This window comes from Streptomyces phaeochromogenes, assembly GCF_001418655.1.
Taxonomy (GTDB): domain Bacteria; phylum Actinomycetota; class Actinomycetes; order Streptomycetales; family Streptomycetaceae; genus Streptomyces; species Streptomyces phaeochromogenes.
On record NZ_LIQZ01000267.1, the window covers coordinates 26,716 to 44,218 of the forward strand.

General features: G+C 69.3%; 18 protein-coding genes and 2 pseudogenes. 5 read left to right on the plus strand and 15 right to left on the minus strand.

Annotated elements, in window-relative coordinates; translation table 11 throughout:
- Position 1: 1 nt before the first annotated feature.
- The gene (locus AOK17_RS31370) at positions 2-811 is read right to left on the minus strand and encodes a C39 family peptidase (protein WP_055615955.1); all 810 of its coding nucleotides are present in this window, start codon (positions 809-811) and stop codon (positions 2-4) included.
- The gene (locus tag AOK17_RS31375) at positions 808-2,523 is read right to left on the minus strand and encodes a dynamin family protein (protein ID WP_055615956.1); all 1,716 of its coding nucleotides are present in this window, start codon (positions 2,521-2,523) and stop codon (positions 808-810) included. The genes AOK17_RS31370 and AOK17_RS31375 overlap by 4 nt, the downstream gene beginning before the upstream one ends.
- A 416-nt stretch (positions 2,524-2,939) precedes the next feature.
- Here AOK17_RS31375 and AOK17_RS53665 point away from each other — a divergent pair, with 416 nt between their 5' ends.
- Both AOK17_RS53665 and AOK17_RS52625 read left to right on the plus strand, forming a co-directional pair.
- On the plus strand, positions 2,940-5,618 hold the full coding sequence (locus AOK17_RS53665; RefSeq protein WP_055615957.1) for a CHAT domain-containing protein: 2,679 nt from the start codon (positions 2,940-2,942) through the stop codon (positions 5,616-5,618).
- 353 nt (positions 5,619-5,971) lie between these two features.
- Positions 5,972-6,619 (plus strand): DUF6338 family protein, encoded by a 648-nt coding sequence (locus AOK17_RS52625; RefSeq protein ID WP_055615958.1) that lies wholly within the window; start codon positions 5,972-5,974, stop codon positions 6,617-6,619.
- 80 nt (positions 6,620-6,699) lie between these two features.
- On the opposite strand, the gene AOK17_RS52630 is transcribed toward AOK17_RS52625, so the two are convergent.
- From AOK17_RS52630 to AOK17_RS31400, 4 genes and pseudogenes are all read right to left on the minus strand, one after another.
- The gene (locus tag AOK17_RS52630) at positions 6,700-6,993 is read right to left on the minus strand and encodes a hypothetical protein (protein WP_245697477.1); all 294 of its coding nucleotides are present in this window, start codon (positions 6,991-6,993) and stop codon (positions 6,700-6,702) included.
- A gap of 91 nt (positions 6,994-7,084) precedes the next feature.
- Positions 7,085-7,852 (minus strand): annotated as a pseudogene (locus AOK17_RS54070) (MFS transporter); the annotation flags it as partial.
- A gap of 421 nt (positions 7,853-8,273) precedes the next feature.
- Positions 8,274-8,549, minus strand: coding sequence for a hypothetical protein (locus tag AOK17_RS31395; protein ID WP_055615959.1), 276 nt, complete (start codon positions 8,547-8,549; stop codon positions 8,274-8,276).
- Between the two features lie 269 nt (positions 8,550-8,818).
- Positions 8,819-9,229, minus strand: coding sequence for a hypothetical protein (locus AOK17_RS31400; RefSeq protein WP_055615960.1), 411 nt, complete (start codon positions 9,227-9,229; stop codon positions 8,819-8,821).
- A 404-nt stretch (positions 9,230-9,633) separates the two neighbouring features.
- Between AOK17_RS31400 and AOK17_RS31405 the strand changes: the two genes are divergently transcribed.
- The gene (locus AOK17_RS31405; protein WP_245697481.1) at positions 9,634-10,209 is read left to right on the plus strand and encodes a hypothetical protein; all 576 of its coding nucleotides are present in this window, start codon (positions 9,634-9,636) and stop codon (positions 10,207-10,209) included.
- Positions 10,199-10,828, plus strand: a complete 630-nt coding sequence (locus AOK17_RS51740) for a Fic family protein (protein ID WP_206190863.1) — start codon at positions 10,199-10,201, stop codon at positions 10,826-10,828. Before AOK17_RS31405 ends, AOK17_RS51740 begins: the two co-directional genes overlap by 11 nt.
- Here AOK17_RS51740 and AOK17_RS54075 read toward each other — a convergent pair.
- The 9 genes and pseudogenes from AOK17_RS54075 to AOK17_RS31450 form a co-directional block, all read right to left on the minus strand.
- Entirely contained in the window at positions 10,804-10,959 is a 156-nt protein-coding gene (locus tag AOK17_RS54075; protein WP_425424652.1) for a zinc finger domain-containing protein, read from the minus strand. The genes AOK17_RS51740 and AOK17_RS54075 overlap by 25 nt on opposite strands.
- A 410-nt stretch (positions 10,960-11,369) precedes the next feature.
- Complete coding sequence (locus AOK17_RS31415) at positions 11,370-11,735, minus strand: winged helix-turn-helix transcriptional regulator (RefSeq protein ID WP_063997318.1); 366 nt, start codon at positions 11,733-11,735, stop codon at positions 11,370-11,372.
- Between the two features lie 220 nt (positions 11,736-11,955).
- A pseudogene (locus AOK17_RS31420) lies at positions 11,956-12,705 on the minus strand (oxidoreductase); the annotation flags it as partial.
- Positions 12,706-12,808: 103 nt separating this feature from the next.
- The gene (locus AOK17_RS31425) at positions 12,809-13,240 is read right to left on the minus strand and encodes a VOC family protein (protein WP_055615962.1); all 432 of its coding nucleotides are present in this window, start codon (positions 13,238-13,240) and stop codon (positions 12,809-12,811) included.
- 39 nt (positions 13,241-13,279) lie between these two features.
- Positions 13,280-14,023, minus strand: a complete 744-nt coding sequence (locus tag AOK17_RS31430; protein ID WP_055615963.1) for an SDR family oxidoreductase — start codon at positions 14,021-14,023, stop codon at positions 13,280-13,282.
- Between the two features lie 84 nt (positions 14,024-14,107).
- Positions 14,108-15,217, minus strand: coding sequence for an NADH:flavin oxidoreductase/NADH oxidase (locus AOK17_RS31435; protein WP_055615964.1), 1,110 nt, complete (start codon positions 15,215-15,217; stop codon positions 14,108-14,110).
- Between the two features lie 57 nt (positions 15,218-15,274).
- Positions 15,275-15,811 carry an SRPBCC family protein gene (locus tag AOK17_RS31440; RefSeq protein WP_245697484.1) on the minus strand — a complete coding sequence of 179 codons (537 nt, stop codon included), beginning with the start codon at positions 15,809-15,811 and terminating at the stop codon, positions 15,275-15,277.
- Positions 15,708-16,109 carry a RidA family protein gene (locus AOK17_RS31445; RefSeq protein ID WP_055615965.1) on the minus strand — a complete coding sequence of 134 codons (402 nt, stop codon included), beginning with the start codon at positions 16,107-16,109 and terminating at the stop codon, positions 15,708-15,710. Before AOK17_RS31445 ends, AOK17_RS31440 begins: the two co-directional genes overlap by 104 nt.
- Positions 16,110-16,153: 44 nt before the next feature.
- On the minus strand, positions 16,154-16,804 hold the full coding sequence (locus AOK17_RS31450) for an NAD(P)H-binding protein (RefSeq protein ID WP_055615966.1): 651 nt from the start codon (positions 16,802-16,804) through the stop codon (positions 16,154-16,156).
- A gap of 117 nt (positions 16,805-16,921) precedes the next feature.
- Between AOK17_RS31450 and AOK17_RS31455 the strand changes: the two genes are divergently transcribed.
- A partial coding sequence (locus AOK17_RS31455) for a GntR family transcriptional regulator (RefSeq protein ID WP_063997319.1) occupies positions 16,922-17,503 on the plus strand: 582 nt, incomplete at its 3' end.

Below are 17,503 nucleotides of genomic sequence, written 5' to 3' on the forward strand. Positions count from 1 at the left end.
GTCACACCGCCTGCGGGGAGCCGGCGGCGACGAGGTAGTTGCCCGAGTCCTGCCAGGCACCCATGAATTCGTCCAGCGGGACCGCCAGTCCCTGGCCGTCGGGATGGCCGGAGTCGTTGAGCACCACCATCGGGTTGGCGGGGTCGGTGTTGTCGATTCCGGTGACCCACACGGCGTGGTTGGCGTCCTGTCCCGCCATGCCCGGCATGTCGCCGACGTTGTCGTCGTTCGGGTCGTGTCCCTGAGCCCAGATCTCGTCGGCGTCCAGTCCCACGATGGCGGCGCCGCCGTCGGCGAGCACCGTTTCGAGTTGCTCAATGGACGCGTCCTCCACCTGCTGGACCGGGACGCCGTGCAGTTCGAGCAGATTGCCCAGGTCGGCGGGTGCTGTGCCCGACCCGTCGAACCATCCCTGGTCGGCCGCCTCGGAGGTGAGCTGTTCCTCGCTGATGCGCTGGCCCGTCAGGTACTCCAGCACCATGCCCTGCGCGCCGATCGCGCAGCCGTTCTCGCCGGTGTGCTGCTGCCACACCTCCATGGCCTCGCCCGGACTGCCGACCACGGCGGTGGGATCACTCTGAGCGGGGTCGAAGTTGGGCAGGTCGGGGACGTCTCCGGCAGGAGGAGCGGTGTCCGGTGTCGCGGCGGGGTCACTGTAAGGATCCGCCGGGTCCGCCAGGCCGGTCGGATCCGTCGGACCGGCCGGATCCGCCAGGGCCGTCGGGTCCGTGATGTCAACGGGGTCGAACCCTGGGTCGATTGTCGGGTCCGTCCCCGGATCGGCGCCCGGGTCGTACATGTCCCAGCTCAAGATGTACTCCTCTCACCGTGGTGTGCGCCCGGTGCGTCCTCGCCGTAGAGGACCACCAGCGCACGTTCGACGAGGTTCGCCACACGCTCGTAGGAGCGCAGCACCACGCGTGCCGTGGTGAGTGTCGGCCGGTCGAGCAGGGGATCTCCGGCGAGGGCGGCCCAGTGGGCGATACGGCCTCGCGCCGTCGTCAGGAGCACGTCCACCCCGGTGCCCGGGTGCAGGCCGAGCCGGGCCGCGCAGCTGGTCCCGTGCTCTCCGGTGACCTCCAGCAGTTGTGCCTGTTCCTGCTCCGTCAGGGTCAGACGACCGCCGTAGTACGCGCTGAGCGCTGCGAGTTCGGAGGGGCCGGAGTCGGTGACGCGCATGGTCTCCAACACCTGCGCCACGCGGTCCGCCACGGCGGGCGGTCGCTGCCGGGCCCGCTGGGCGCCGGCCCGGAGCCGGCCGACCTCTTCGGCGATCTCGCGCTGTCCGTGGTCGAGCTTGATCAGGGAGGACCGATTGCCGAAGTGACACAGGACCAGCTCCCGCAGTTCGGTGACTCCGCTGCGCTCCAGGAGGTGTTGCCGCACCGCGTCCTCGGACAGGCCGTCCCGCAGCAATCCGCAGGCCAGGAAGACCCCCCACGCGCCCAGTCGGTCCACCAGCGCGGCGCGCACCTCGGCCGGAACAGGCAGCTCGGGGTAGTCCCTCACGCAGAACATCTGGACGTCCTCCATCCGGTCCGCCAGCAGCCGCGGTGGCACCTTTGCCAGCTCCGCGAGCGGCCCGAATTCGTCGGACGGCATGCACTGTGCCCCCGTTCCCAGCAGCCCCGAGACCGGGACGACCGTGCGGAACACCCTTCGTACGGCGGGCCGTTGGAGGTAGGAGTCGGCCATCCGCCGGGCCGTCGCCATCGGGTCGTGGTCGAGGGGGTCAGCCGGCATCCCGTCGGGGCCCGTCTCGCCCATGGGCGGCCAGTACTGGTCGCTCCGGGAGAGCACGCCGAACGCCTTCAACGGGCTGACCACCTCCCCGTAGGCCCCCGCGAAGGACTCCACCGCCTGCTGGTCGGCCCGGCCCAGCCCCCGGCTGAACACGAAGACGACGGCGTCGGCCCGGTCCATCTCGGCGGCGCTCGCGGCGTGCACCGAACGCGCGTCCTGGCCCAGCTCCTTGAGCACGCGAGCGGTCTCGTCCCGCTCCACGGGGTCGTCGATGCCGAGGAAGGAAAGCGTGTTCTGCGAGTCGGTCCCATGCACGCTGGCCAGACCGGGTGTGTCGATCAACCGGAAGCGGCGCAGCAGCGGACTGGGACGACCGACCTCCACCTTCCGCACGGAGCGCAGCAGCCTCAGCCCGTCGGCGGAGCGCGCGGTCAGTCGGGAGAGCGATCCCTGGGGCCACTTCTCGGCGGGTCTGCCGTCCTTGAAATGGACGATGAGACCAGGGCGATCGCAGTGGTGGAACTCGCAGACGTTGAAGGTCAGCTCCAGCTGCCCCGTGTCGGAGACCTCCTCACCGAGGAGCGCGTTGACCAGCGTGGACTTGCCGCACTTGAGCCGACCCGCGACGGCGACCCGCATCGGCTGCGCCATCCGGGCCCGCGCGTTGCGCACCACGGTCCGCAACTCGGCCGCGGCCGGGTCGTCCTGGTCGATCGCGTGACCAATCCGAGCGAACACCTCGTCGTGCGGTGCCGCCACAGGGTCCGGCAGACTCGCCATGCCGTCACCCCGCCTCCGGAACCGGGACGCGAGACCACCCGGCGGCACCTTCGGCCCTCGAAGGAGCTCGGCTCGGTGAGCGAGGCGAGCGGTCCGTCGTGACGAGCTGTGCGGCGGTGCGCCGGCCTGAATTCGGGCGTGCCTGTGCCATGAGAATCCCCCGATGATCCCCCGATGTCGCCCCGGGGGAGGTTGCCCGGCCCCGGCGCCAACCCGTTCAGAGTGGCAGTCGGGCGGACCCTCGGGGAGGGGTTGGCGACAACTGCCCGCAATACGGGGCGCGCAGTCCAGGGAGCGGGGCGCGCGATACCGAGACGTGCGCCCGGCGGTACCTCGTGACGGTTCCCTCCCCGCCTCCCACGGCCGTACGGTGGTCGCCCCGGGGAGCCGGGGCGACACGGCGGGGGACGTGAACGGTGGAACTCCAGAGCCTGGCCGCGCGCTGCGGCGAACTGTCGATCGCGTACTGGCAGGCGGCCGACGCCGGACTGCCGACCCGACAGCTCTTCGAGCAACTGACGGCCCAGGGCAGACAGACACTCGCGGCCCTCCGACAGCACGGCAACCCGTCATCGGTCACCGTGGGCGAGTCCGGCATCGCGGGCATGCTGCTGGACGCCTACGGCCGCGAACCGACCACGTGCCAGGAAGGTTCCCGAACCCACCGTCGGATGAGGGAACACTGGTCGGCAGCCGAGGAGTTCACCCCCCTGGTGGGACCGGAAAGGTTGCGCCACTACCTGGCGGGCCGGGCCCAGTACGAGCTGGGGGAAGGCCGGGCCAGTGAGGCGCTGGCCCTCGTGGACCGGGCCGATCCCCCACGGCACGACGACGCGTCCCCGGCCACCGCCCCGGCCACTCCGCACGGAGACCTGCGGGCTCTGCGGGCGGAGGCCCTCCACCAGCTCTACGACTCCCGCACCGCCCTGGAGGTGCTCGCCCCGCTGGAGGCCGGACTCCGCACCCTGCTCCCGGACGGACCGATCCCCGACTCCGCTTCCGAGGCACAACGCCGTATCGAGGCGGAGTTCGCCCGGGGAGGTGACCCGGCGGACGTCGCCCGTCTGCTGGAGGCGTCCACCGTGTACCACCGCGTACTGGACACCAAGGCGGGCGCCCTACGGGACACGGGCCGTCCCGAGGAGGCGGAACGGGCGTATGTGATGCTCATGCCGCAGTACACGGCGTCCGGACTCGAAGCGGTGGGACACCTCCAGCTGGCCCGGTGCGCGCTGGACCGTGCAGCGGTGGAAGAGGCATCCCGGCGGCTGGACCGGGTGGCCCCGTTGTTCGAGAGCGCCTACGAAAGGGACATGGCCTCGGTGCGGGCACATCTGCGGCGGGTCCGCGGAGCCACGTATTGCGCCATGCGCGCCGAAACTGCCCGGATGTCTCGTCGGCACAAGGAAGCACTCGACTGGTGCGACCGGGGCACCGAGTTCCTGACCGCGCGCCCCGACGCCTCCGCCGCCGCGACCCTGCACACCGAACAAGCCAGAAGTCACCAGGCCCTCGGCGATCACGCAGGGGCGGCACGCTACTACCGCCTGACGGTGACCGACCTGGACCGGGTGCTGCGGGTCTCCCTGGGCCACCGCTTCGACACGCTCCATCTGCACTTTCGCAGACCGCTGTTCGAGGAGATGCTGGGATTCGCGGAGCAGAGCGGCGACGCGGGGCTGGCCGCCGTTGTCACGGACCTGCTCAAAGCACGTGCCTTCTCCGCACGGCTGTCCCTGAACCGGTCGGGCGCGCCGAACGGTCAGGAGGCACGGGCCGTCCAGGACCGCACCGCCTTCGCCGACCTGACCGGGGACATCGCACAGGCCGAGCGCCAGGGCCGGTCGGAGGACGCCGGCCACTTGCGCGGGAAACGGGCCGAACTGCTCATCAGGATCCGTGCCGTCGACCCACGCTGGCACCTCATCAGGGACGACCCGCCCTTCGACCCCGACCGTCTCACCCACTTCCTGGCGCAGTATCCGACCGGCGCCCCGGGCAGCAGGCCGGGACGCTGTGTGGCCCTGAGTCTGTACGAACGCCCCGAGGGACTCCTCACCCTCCTGGCCACTCCCGACGGGAGGCTGCGTTCGGAGACCTGCCGACCGACCGAGGCCACTCGCCGCGCTCTCGACGCGTACCACCGGGAGATCGACTCGGGGCATCCACCGGATCCCGCCCGTCTGGACTTCTGGGGCCGGCACGGTGTCGGCCTCGCCGATCTTGTCCCCGCCGCCGTCGCCGACGAGATCGCGGACAGCGGCACCTGCCTGCTGTCGCCGCACGGCCGCCTGCACGCCCTGCCCTGGACGGTGGTGCGCCACCGGGGCCGCCACCTGGTACGGGACACGGCGCTCGGCGTCGTCCCCAACCTGTCGTGCGTGCCGCTGCTGGACCATCGCCCTGACGGCCCGATCGAAGCCACCCTGGTGGGTGTCACCGAACTGGCCGACGGCAGCGCGCTGTTCCCTCAAGTGGGCCGTGCCGTCCGCATCCTGTCCAAGGCCCTCGGCCCGGACAGCCTGCTGGGAGAACCGGTCACCGGCCCCGCTGCCACTGTCGCGGCTCTGCGCGGCCTGCTGGAATCGGGACCGCCGCGTCCCGGACGGACGGCCGTGCTGCAGGTCGCCACACATGGTGTACGCAGCCCCGGGACCCCCTTCGAGACCGGTGTGCAGTTGGCCGACGGTGACCTGGAGACCGGCGAGGTCCTCATGGGACGCATGCGCCACGAGGAGGTCGTCCTGACCGCGTGCAGCACCAGCTTCCGCACCCGAGCCGATCACAGCGGCGGACACGGAGCGCTCGCCGGCCCCGCACCACGGGAGCCCGAACCACTCGAACTCGCCGGAGACGTGGCCAACTCCCTGGTCCACGCCTTCCACGAGGCGGGAGCCGCCTTCGTCCTGGCCAGCCCGGTCCCGGTGTGGCCGAGACTCGCGATCCACCACTCCTTCCAGTGGTTCGCCCACCGAGCGGCGGGCTGCGCCCCGCTGGAAGCGGCCCGAAGAGCCGCGGTGGCGCTGCTCGACAACGACGACTCACCGCGGCAGACGGGCAACTGGGCCGGAATCACCGCCTACGGAGCACGGTGACGCGAGGAGCGACCCACGGGAGACACCCGATGACGGACGAGCCGCAGGAAGTGAGCTCGCTCCTCGGACGAGAGACTTGTCGGACGTCGGAAGGACGACGATGAAGGACGAACCACAGCAGCCGCCTCAACAGGAAGCCGCAGCACACCCACAGTCGGAGCCAGAGCTTGTCTCGGCAGGGTTGCCCTTCCTGCCGGAAGAGCTGGCGCAGGCACTGTGCGACGAGTTGGACGAGGACTCTCATTCGGACCCGGACAATCCGATGGGAAGCGCCAAGAGCCCCTGGACCCCCGAGGACCGCTCACCGATCCGGCCGAGGCCGCCCACACCCCCGCCGGCCGGGTGAACCAGGCATGCCGTCGAACCTCGCCGGACTCGCCGCTCTCTTGTTCGCGGCCGTCCCCGGCTACCTCTACCTCGTCCGCTACGAGCGGCACGGCCTGCGCGAACGGCCCGGCGCCGCCCGGGAGATCGCCGAACTCTTCGCCGTCGGCACGTTCGTGACGCTCGGCACGGCGGCGGGTGTCCTCGTCCTCGCCGAGTACGTGCCGGGCCTCGCCACGCTCGACGAGGCCGCCTCCGGTGAGACCTACGCTCGTGCGCACCCGTGGGAGCCGGTGCGATCCGGCATTCTGACCCTCGTCCTCAGCGCGCTGGTCTGCGTCGCGCTGGGAGAGCTGCGTGGGCGACGAAGCGGGGGCAGCAACTGGTCCAACACCCCGGGCACAGTGTGGTCCGAGCTCCTGAAGTCACCGCGTGGGGAGGCCGACCCCGAGGTCGAGGTCCTGATGGACGACGGCACACGGGTCAACGGCTGCTGTCACATGGTCTCCCACGAGAAGGACACCTACTACCGCGACGTCGCCCTCCACCACCCCATCTCGATCCACCCGGCCGACGAGGGCCAACCCGAGCCGTGCGAAGCGGACTACATCATCATCCCCGGCGGCCACATCCGGCTGATCCAGATCACCACGGCACGCACCCAGGGCAGGAGTTAGTGCCGAGTTCCTCGGTGTCGAGGATTTCGCCCGCGGGCCTGGTCGATCAGGAGGGCGCAGTTGATCTGCTGATGGTTGGTTCAGCTGCGGGTGATCGGTGCGCTCCAGCGGCTTGTCTCGTGTTCTCGTCCGACTTCGGGAAGCCGGAAGCATGCGAGGGCGCCGAGCAGGCCGGCAGCACCCAGAAAGAGGAACAGTGCGGTGTAGCCCCCGAGTGCCAGCAGCGCGGGGCCCATGAACGGGACCAGTGACTCGGGCAGCTTGCTGGCGACGTTGAAGATCGCGAGATCCTTGGCGGCGTCGTCCTTGTCGGGCAGGACGCGTACGGACAGGGCGAAGTCGACGGACAGGAAGGTCCCCGTGCTGAGGCCCATGCCTGCCACAGCCACATAGACCCACGGACAGGTCGGAGGTCCACGCCATCATGGCGAGGCTGACAGCGGCTGTCACCCCGGCGAAGACCACGAACGGCTTCTGCCGCCGGACCAGATCGGACAAGTAGCCGGCAACCACCGTGGACACGATGACGCAGGCGATCGAGAGGACAACGAGCCGGAGGGTGACGCCGGTGAGTTCCTCCTTGCTGATGTCGAAGCGCTCCATGAGATAGAAGGCACTGAACGCGACGGAGGCGTAGGCGCATCCGATCAGAAGGCGGACGAGCCACGCCCATCCGAACGCCGGGTGTTTACGGGGATCGAGCCAGAACGTCAGGGCCCTGGTCCGCAGGTTCAGCGGCGGCTTCGGCGCGTGGGTGGGCGTCTCGCGCAGCAGCAGGAAGGCGAGGATGCCGGCCAGGACCACATCCAGCAGCGGCCCGAGCGCGGTGGCCAGACCGACCAGCCCGGACACCCCTCCCGTCCGTCCCTCATCGACCTGGTCGGCGATGGCCGCGCTGTGCGCGGAACCCTGCAGGTTGGTGACCACCGCCACCCCGCACCACAGCAGCACCACCTGCCAGACCTCGGTCGTGTTGGGCATGATGACCAGCGCGAGTGCGGTGAGCAGCGTGCCGGTAAGGATCCAGGGGCGACGACGGCCCAGACGGGTGCGGGTGCGGTCCGAGATCCGGCCGGCGACGGGGCTGAACACGATCGCGATCAGACCCCCCGCACCGACGACGATCCCGAACGCGGTCGTCGCCCCGTCGCCCGCGATGGCGTCGAGGTGAAGGGCGAGCAGCAGTTGGATGGGAGTGGTCAGTGCGACGTAGACGCCGAACTGGGACAGCATGACGGCCGGGACGAACCCGGCGCAGCGGGTGTCTTCACGTCGTCGCGCGGTGCGTCGACCGGCGGTGGGGCGAGGGATTCCGTTGGCATGATGCGTCCTTGCTCGTGGGTTGCGGCGGAGCGTGTCCGCTCGGTGTTCGGAGAGGTTCGGTGGTGTTTGTGGCGGGTTGCTTCTCGGCAGCGGCCCATTGGGCCGAGAGGGGGTGTCGGCCCGCCCGCGCGAAAGCAGGCACGCCTGTTTCAGAGCCTTCAGCGGTGGTGTGTGACGCTGCGGAGCGCGTGTTGCACCGCGGTGGCCATGGCCTGCCGGCCCTGGGTGTTGGGGTGTGAACCCGCTGCCGGAGTCGTCGCGACGAGCGGTTCGATTCAGCGTTCGTTGGCGGGCTTACCAAGCGCGTCCTGCTCGATGCATAGATCACAGGTCAGGCGTCGTCCTCAACGAGTCCGAAACCTTGAGGGAAGCCCTCCAAGAACTCGCGGCGCGAAGGATCAGCTTCCTCGGCAGCCATCGAACCGAGTAGGTCGATGAACTCGCTTCGCTGATCGCTCGTCAGCTGAGTCACCAGATGGGCAACACCCTCAAGGACCTTGACCGCGTCATCCGGATCCATCTGCTCGTCCTCGCACCCCTCAACGAACCAGAGAACATCGGCCAAGGCCTCCGCCAGAGCACGGGTCAGCGACGGGTACACAGGCATTGGAACGATCTCCCACCAGGCAGCTGATCGAGCGCGGCCATCTCACTACAAGCCACTGACATCACTGTCGGTGAGCCCTCCACAGAAAGTGGGCCAGAGCCCGAGAACGAGCGGCACTTCGACGTCGGTTCGGGAGGCGGTTGGCGGTCGCGGCCTGACCGGAATGTTCGCGAGTTCCACGGCACCTGGGCCTGCTGAGGTGTTCTCGTTGACCAAGGGCGCCGGCCCGGTGTGGGTCCGCAGCCGGGCGGGGTGGTGCGCTGTCGGGCCTAGGGGTGCACCTGCCACCAGGAGTTCGCCTCAGCGTGGGCGACTTCGGCGTCGTACTGACCCGCATCAAAGTGGAGCTCCGGCGGGGGGTGGGGCGTGGGGGCGTGCGCCGCATCCGGGGCCTCCCAGTCCGACCACTGCACGATCTCCCCGAATCGCTGCACGACCACGGTGAGGAAGCCGCAGCACCCGCCGGTGCAGTCGGGTTCCCCCAGCTCCAGGCGGCGGGCCTCTCCGGTCGCCCGGAGAGGGCTGGGCCGCCCCGCCGGGAGCATATCGGCGGCGTACGGTCCGCGGCCGCCTTTGTCGACCGTCTCTTCGACGATGTCCTCGCCGTTGACCCAGAACCGCACCTGCGCAGCGAACCGGGATCCCGGCGGCAACACCTTGATCTCCAAACGATCGGACATCAGACCACCCTACGAGGCGTCCTGACGCCGGCGCGAGGCCCGGCCGACGATGCCTCCACCCGCCGCGTGAGAGGTTCAGAAGGTGCCTCCCGTTCTCGTGAACGTCGACTACGGCCCGGGCAGAGCGCCTCCCGCAGTCGTGAACAACTGCTGTCGTGAGTCGTCGATAAAGCCACGGGCGGGTGAAAAGCAGCCGGGCGGCAGGGGCAACAAATTGGGGTGACAGGTCTCGGCCTCGTGGGCATGATCCGTCCGTTGTTCCGTCACGTCTGACTTCGGGGTACGCCACGTCCATCCACCGCGAACGAGCCTGGTCGCTGCCTTGGGCTGCCGCCGACCCCGGCCGGAACGCTTTCGACTGGGACAACGATGAGGCGGCACAGCTGACGGCGCTTGTCGTCCCGATGGTGCCTTCCGCGGCCGACCGGACGGCTGATCCCGACCGGATGGCGGGCTTTCGATTCATCGACAAGGTCACCGTGCTCCTGGTGTCCCGTTACGGCCGCTGGGCCTGCGGTTGGGACTACTCGGTCCACAACGGTGGTCCGGTCGACGCCTGGTGCTGCGATGCGCACTCGGTTGGAGAGGCACAGGAGACCGCCGAACGCGTCGTGGCCTGCCTGCTGGAGTGGCGTGACTGGCTGGAGGACGTGGCCGAGCGGTTCGAGCAGCTTGCACCGCATCCCGACGCGGACGCCGAGGACCGAAGCTGGCATCTGGAACGCGCGGTGACCCGCCTCGTCACCGCGGTCGTCAGCAGCACCCACGCCGAGTCGTCCTGGTACGGGCTCTGCGAGACGACGCTGACCTGGTTCCTCACCTCCACCGGCCTGGGCCTGGAAGAGGCGCAGAAGGCGGTGGAAGCCGCTATCGGCGGCCGGTTCAAGAGCCACGTTGCTCCTGCCCCGACCCTGGTCGACACGGTTGGAGAGGACCTGGCAATTCGCCTGACCGGTCGCGGGTTCTATCGTGAGCGATGACGCGCTGGCAACGTGGTGCAAGGTCAGGGAGCAGGTCGACTGGTCCTCGGCCGCGAGCGTAGGCCCGGTACCGGTGCGCCCGGCCGTCGACGGACTCGCTGCCTGGTTCGACGGTCCGGTCCGCCTTCGCGACCCGGATCGTGCCGGTCGGCTGCTCGCCGCGATGGCCCTGTCCCGCGTCGCGGCCTCACAGGGAGAGCCGCTCACCCCGACCCTGCTCGCCGACTGGCAGAGGCTGGTCCTTGGTGTGAACGAGGTGGGCCTGCGTCAGAGCGACGCCTTCGCCAAGGGCGGCCGGGAACGATACGGCCTCACGCCCCACACATGGCAGGACTTCGCCGTCTGCCTGCACCAGAGCGCCGACCCGTCGGTTCCCCTGACAGCCCGCGCAGCCAGGGCATACCTCGATGTCGCCTTCTTCCACCCCTACCCGGACGGCAACGCCCGCCTGGCACTGCTGGTCCTCGCGCACGTCCTGGAGATTGAAGGAGCGCGCCTGGACGAAGTGGGGCCGCTGCAGACCACCCGCTACGCGGACGACCCTGACGGCGCTCTCGACCTGGCGGCGCTGGTCACCGTGCTGATCCGCGCCACTCACCGTCGGGCAACCGCACGGTGAGTGGGAGTCGGCACACTGAGCGCCTTGGCGAGTTGGGGTACGAGGCGCAAGCGGGCGGTGTGGTAGGGGATCGCCACCTTGCACTTGCCGGTGCGGCATGAGGAGCCCGCAGGGGCGGCGCAGGTGGACATCGGGCGTCTTGCGATTCCAGGCGCTTGAAGTCGTCGCTCACGACTCAGACCGTTTCATGAGGGTGTTTCAGACGCCCAGCTGTTTGCAACAACTCATGAAACATGATCGCCGCAGGTGGACGACTGCGCGGCCGGGTGTTTCATGAGCGACCACCTTTGAAACAGGGGCTGCCCCATGGGGTAGGGGGCTCGCGATTACCGGGAGCCGATGGAGCGTGCCGGGCGCCGAGGTTGTTGGGTGTAGCTCTCTTGCAATGAGATCGTTAAGGCCGTCAGGCGGTAAGCGTACTGGTCAGCGTGGGGTGGACGCGTTGGCGTTCGGCGGCGAGATGGTGTTGCCAGTAGGCGTCGAAGTCGCCGTTGCCAATTGACCGCGCGGAGCTGAAGCAGGGATTCCCGACGGAGTCAAGCTAAGCCTCGGACGGTGTCGGCGGCGTGGCGGAGGAGGGTTTCTCCTGCGTGTCCTTGGGATCCAGCAGGACGATGCCACGTCGGGCCAACCACTGCTCACCCCAGTTGCTGAGTCCGATCAGCAGCGGCTCCATAGAGCGTGCTTCCTCGGTCAAGGCGTACTCCACCTTGGGCGGGACGACCGGGTAGACAGTTCGCTGCACCAGACCGTCCTCCTCCAGCTCACGCAGTTGCTTGGTCAGCAGGCGCGGAGCGATGCCGGGCACCTGGCGATGCAGCTCGTTGAACCGCATGGTCCCCTCAAGCAGATGGAAAAGGATCACACCTTTCCACTTCCCGCCGATGATCTTGGCTGTTGCTTCCATCGCGCAGCCTGGCAGGTCGTCAAACGGTCGAGTCCGCGGCATGGGGCACCTCCGAGTCGTGCTGCCTGTCGAGTGTCTCGTGCCCGGAGGGCATCCCCTCCGGGCACAGGGCCGGTCCGCCGCCCGGTGCCGGGAGCGCTTCGGCCGCCCCGGCCCCGGGCGGCCGCGACGAGTTCGGTGTCCTTGCCCCGGGGTGGTTGCGGGACCAGGGCAGAACCGGTTAGGAGACCGTGGCGTCCATCGGCGCGGCGGGCAGCGGGGGCTGCGAGCGCTGCCAGGCCGACCCGTAGCGGGTGTACTGCAACGGGACCTCTATGGCCGCACGCAGCTCGTCCGCGGCGGTCCGGGCCCAGAAAGGGTCCTTCAGCATCTCCCGGCCGACCAGCACGATGTCTGCGCGGTCGTTTTGCAGGATCTCCTCGGCCTGGCGGCCGCTCTCGATCAGGCCGACCGCACCGGTCCTGATTCCCACCTCCCTGCGAATCAGATCCGCGGCGGGCACCTGGTAGTTCGGGTAGGACTGCACCTTCACCGGGGCGATACCGCCGGATGAAGCGTCGATCAGGTCGACGCCCTGCTCCTTCATCCACCTGCCGTAGGTGACGAAGTCCTCCGGAACGTTCCCGCCCTCCGCATAGTCGGTCGAGGAGATGCGGACGAACAGCGGGCCGTCCCACTCGCCGCGCACCGCGCCTATGGTCTCCCGCACGATCCTGTAGCGGTTCTCCCGGCTGCCTCCGTACTCGTCCGTGCGGTGGTTGGCCAGAGGTGAGAGGAACTCGTTGAGCAGGAAGCCGTGCGCCGTGTGCACCTCGAGCACGTCGAATCCGGCGGCCTTCGCCCGTGCCGCCGCAGTCCGGAACGCCTCGACGACCTCCTTGATGTCCCCGACGCCAAGCTCCTGGGGAACGCGTGAACCGTCACTGAAGGGAATGGGTGAGGGGGCCACCGCGATCTCGGACTCCACGCCGAGCTGCCGCCCCGCGTGGACTCATCTGAGACCGGCCACGGGGCTGCCCAATGGGATGGGCGGGCAGCCCCCTCCGAAGGCCCTGCACCGACCACAGAAGGTGTCAGGCGGCGAACACTTTAGAGTCGTCGGCGAACGCTTTGAACTCCAGGGCGTTGCCGGCCGGGTCGAGCAGGAACATCGTCCATTGCTCGCCGGTTTCGCCTGCGAAGCGCACGTAGGGCTCGATGATGAATTCAGTGTCCGCGGGGCGCAGCCGGTCGGCGAGCCGGTGGAAGGCGTCGATGGTCAGGATCAGCCCGAAGTGCGGTACGGGGACGTCGTGGCCGTCGACCGGGTTGTGTATCTGTTCGGTGCGGGCCGGGGCGAGGTGGGTGACGAGCTGGTGGCCGTACAGGTTCCAGTCCACCCAGGTGTCGGCGCTGCGGCCCTGTGCCAGGCCGAGCGTCTCGCCGTAGAAGTGGCGGGCGGCGTTCAGGTCGTCGACCGGGACGGCGAGGTGGAAGCGGGGAATGGGGGAGGCAAGACCGGACATGGGTGGTGTTCCTTCCGAGCGGCGTGGAGTGCCTGGCGCTTACCAGTTCTGACGGGTGGGGGAGATGATCAGGTCGTTGACGGTGACGTCGGCGGGCTGGTCGAGGGCGTAGACGACGGCGTCGGCGATGGCCTCGGGGCTGATGGCGATGGAGTTGAGCTCCTGGGCGGCCTTGCGTCCGGCGGGGTCGGTGACCTTGTCGGCCCATCCGGTGTCGATGACGCCGGGGCTGATCGTGGAGGCCTTGATGCCCTGGTGGACGCCGAGTTCCCGGCGCATGGACTCGGTCATGGCCTGCACGAAGAACTTCGTCGCGCTGTAGACACCAGCACCGTCGCCGACCTGGTGGCCGGCCACCGAGTCCATGTTCAGGATGTGGCCGGACTTCTGGCGGAGCATCACGGGCAGGACGGCGTGGACACCGTTGAGGTAGCCGCGGATGTTCACGTCGAGCATCCGGTTCCAGTCGTCGAGCGCGAGGTCCTTCCAGTACGAGAAGAGCATCAGTCCGGCGTTGTTGACGAGGACGTCGATACGCCCGTAGGTGTCGACGGCGAAGTCGGCCAGCGCCTGCATGTCGGCGGCGTCGGTGACGTCGGTGAGCCGGGCGGCTGCGGTGCCGCCGGCCTTCTCGATGTCGGCGACCAACTGGTCGAGGTCTTCCTGGCCGCCGGCGGCGGCGACGATCTTGGCGCCACGGACGGCGAGGGCCTTGGCACTGACGGCGCCGATGCCGGAGGAGGCGCCGGTGATGACGACGGCCTTGTCCTGAAGATGGTTCATGGGGATCTCCCGGTGCGGTGGTTCAGCGCGCCTTTCCTGGTGAGGGGAGCGCGGCGGAGGCTGTATCTGTACGGGGTGGGGAGGTCAGCGCTTGCGGCGCTTGACGACGTAGGCGTATTGGTCCGGCCAGGTCGGCTCGGCGCCGAGCGCGAGCGCGGCGTGCTGGGCCCAGTAGGGGTTGCGGAGCAGTTCCCGGCCGAGGAAGACGGCGTCGGCCTGCCCGCCTGTGATGATGTCCTCGGCCTGCTGCGGCTCGGTGATGATGCCGACGGCTGCGGTGGGAATGCCGACCTGGTTGCGGGCCTGGTCCGCGAAGGGCACCTGGTAGTTCGGCCCGGCGACGATCTTCGCGTCGCGGACCATGCCGCCGGTGGACACGTCCACCAGGTCAACGCCGTGGGCGTGGAGTTCCTTGGCGAGGCGGACGGTGTCCTCCCCAGTCCAGCCCTCGCGCTCGTCCTCCGGGTTCTCGGTCAGCCAGTCGGTGGCCGAGGTGCGGAAGAACACCGGCAGGTCCTCGGGCCACACGGCGCGGACGGCGTCGACGACCTCCAGGGCGAAGCGGATGCGGTTCTCGAAGCTGCCGCCGTAGGCGTCGGTGCGGTGGTTGGAGGCCGGGGAGAGGAAGGAGTTGATCAGGTAGCCGTGGGCGCCGTGCACCTCGGCGACCTGGAATCCGGCGGCCAGGGCACGTTGGGCGGAGTCGGCGAAGTCGCGTACGAGCTGCTGGATCTCCTCCACGGTCAGCTCGTGCGGGACAGCGAGTCCGTCGTAGGCGATCGCGCTGGGGGCGACGGGCTGCCAGCCGCCCTCGGACTCGGTCAGGTAGCGGTCGGACAGCCAGGGCTTGTCCACGGACGCCTTGCGGCCGGCGTGGGCGAGCTGGATGGCCGGGACGGCACCGTGGGTCTTGATGGCCGCGGTGATGCGGGTGAACGCCTCCTGCTGGCGGTCGTTCCACAGGCCCAGGTCCCAGGGGCTGATGCGCCCGTCGGGCCGGACGCCGGTGGCCTCGGCCATGACCAGGCCCGCACCGCCGGCGGCGCGCGAGGCCAGGTGGGTGAGGTGGAAGTCGGTCGGCGCACCGGTGTCCGGGCCCTCGGGGGCGGCGGAGTACATGCACATCGGGGACATCCAGGCCCGGTTGGGTATCGGCAGGGAGCGCAGGGTGAGGGGTGTGAACAGGGAACTCATGGGGGTGGTGCTTCTTTCGTGATCGGTGTCGTCGGTCGGGGCGGCTGCCGCCCGGTGTCAGGTGAGGAGCGTGTGGAGGCCTGTGAGGGCGGGGGCGTAGGCCGCTTCGAGGATCGTGGCGGCTTCCTGGGCGGTGGTGCCCTCGGCCGGGTCGAAGGTGGCGTGCCAGCAGAGGAAGGCGCCGCCGGTGTCGGCGACGGGCTGGACGTGCAGCGTCGAGAGGTAGCCGCGGACCGGCAGCGGTGCCTCGACGATCTCGTATCTCAGCTTCCGGTCGACCTCGTCCAGGCCCACGAGCCGTTCCCGGTAGATGCTGCCGTCCACCCCGGTGAGAAGGCGGACCGCACCGGGGGTGAGCCCGTTGCCGCCTCCGATGACCTCGCTCGCCCGGATAGCCGGGTGCAGTCGGGCAGGCCGTTGAACTGCCGGACGACCGCCCAGGTCTCGTCTGCGGAGCTGGTGAAGACGTAGCTCCAGTACGCCTGTGCCATCAGGCGGGCAGACGGGTGTCGAGGACGAAGTTGGTCTCGATGAGCTGTCCGGGGAAGAACAGCGAGGCCACGCCGATGGTGCTGCTGGTGGGACGGTGGTCACCGAAGTAGGCCAGGTTGGCGCCCGCCATCGCGTTGTTGTACTTCGGCAGGTCCACGATGTACTGGGTCTCGGAGACGACCTGGTTGCGGGTGGCGCCGTAGTGGGCGAGGACCTTCTCGAAGTTGGCGAAGACCTGCTCGGTCTGGGCCTCGAAGTCGTCCGCGTAGAGGAAGTTGCCCTCGTCGTCGTGGGAGAGCTGGCCCGAGACATAGATCGTGTGCTCGACCTTGATGGCCTGGGCGAAGCCGAACTCGCGCTCGCCCGAGACGCCGTGGCTGTAGGAATCGATCGCAGTCATGGTGGTTGTCCTTCTCCGGTGGGGGGTGGGTGGGGGAGCCGGGCTCAGGCGGCCAGGTGGGCGACCGCGTCCGCGACTGGGGTGTCGCCGGACGTCAGCTCGACGACGACGCGACTGAGGGCGGGCTCGTGAAGAGCCGCGTCGATGAACGCGGCGACATCGTCGCGGTGCACGTCGCCGTACTCGACGGCAGGCCCGGCGGTGACCCGGCCGCTGCCGGGGGTGTCCAGCAGGGTTCCGGGACGGACGATCAGCCAGTCGAGATCGGTGTGCGTCAGGTACACGTCGGCGCTCTTCTTGACCTTGATGTAGTGCTCGAAGCCCTCACCGGCCTCGCCGCCGCGCAGCGCATCGGGGAAGACCGAGACCAGGACGAACCGTGTCACCCCGGCAGCGGCAGCCGCGTCGGCTGCCTTCTCCAGGCCCTTGCCGTCGATCAGGGTGGTCTTGTCCATGCCGGTGCCGTGCGCGCCGGCCGAGAACACCACTGCGTCGTGTCCGGCGAGCTTGCCCGCGAGCTCTTCCACAGAGTCGGCGATCAGGTCGCCGGTCACCGGCGTCGCACCGGTCGCGCGGATCGTGTCGGCCTGGGCCGGGCTGCGGTGCATGCCGGTCACCTCGTCGCCGCGCTCGGACAGCAGGCCGGCGAGCCTCCTGCCGACACTACCGGCGGCACCGATCTGGAACACCTTCATGGAATCGTCTCTTTCCTGGCCGGAGATGACCGGCCCTCCGCTTGTCCTAATGTTGACATTACGACAACACGCGAATGTTAACATTGCGACATGGAGAAGATGCAACTCATTGACGCGGTGGCCCCCGCCCGCCGTCGCGGACTGGCCGACGAAGTCGCCGACCGGATCCGGGAGGCGATCTTCAGTGGCGCATACGCCCCCGGGGCACCGCTGCGCGAGGTCGAACTCTCCGGCGTCCTGCAGGTCAGCAGAGGGCCGGTGCGTGAGGCTCTGCGCGTACTGGAGCGCGAGGGACTCGTGCACTGCGCCTGGCACCGCGGCACCGTCGTCACCGCGCTGTCCGCCGAAGATGTCGCCGAGCTCGACAGTCTGCGCGGCGCGCTGGAGGACCTCGCCGTCCAGCAGGTCATCACACGCGCCTCCGAGGAGGACCTTGCCGTCATCGAGAAGGCGGCTGGCGTAATGGAGCACACGACGGACCCGCACGACATGGTCCGCCTGGACATCGCCTTCCACGACGCCGTCTTCGCCGCCACCGGCCACCAGCGTCTCGCCGCGGCCTGGGAGTCCATCCGCTGCCAGGTCCACCTGTTCCTGTTGACCCGCATCGGCCACAGCACCGAGGGCTACCTCGGCTGCATCCCCCAGGAGCACCATGCACTGGCCGCCGCCCTGCGCGCCCGCGACCCCCAGGCCGCC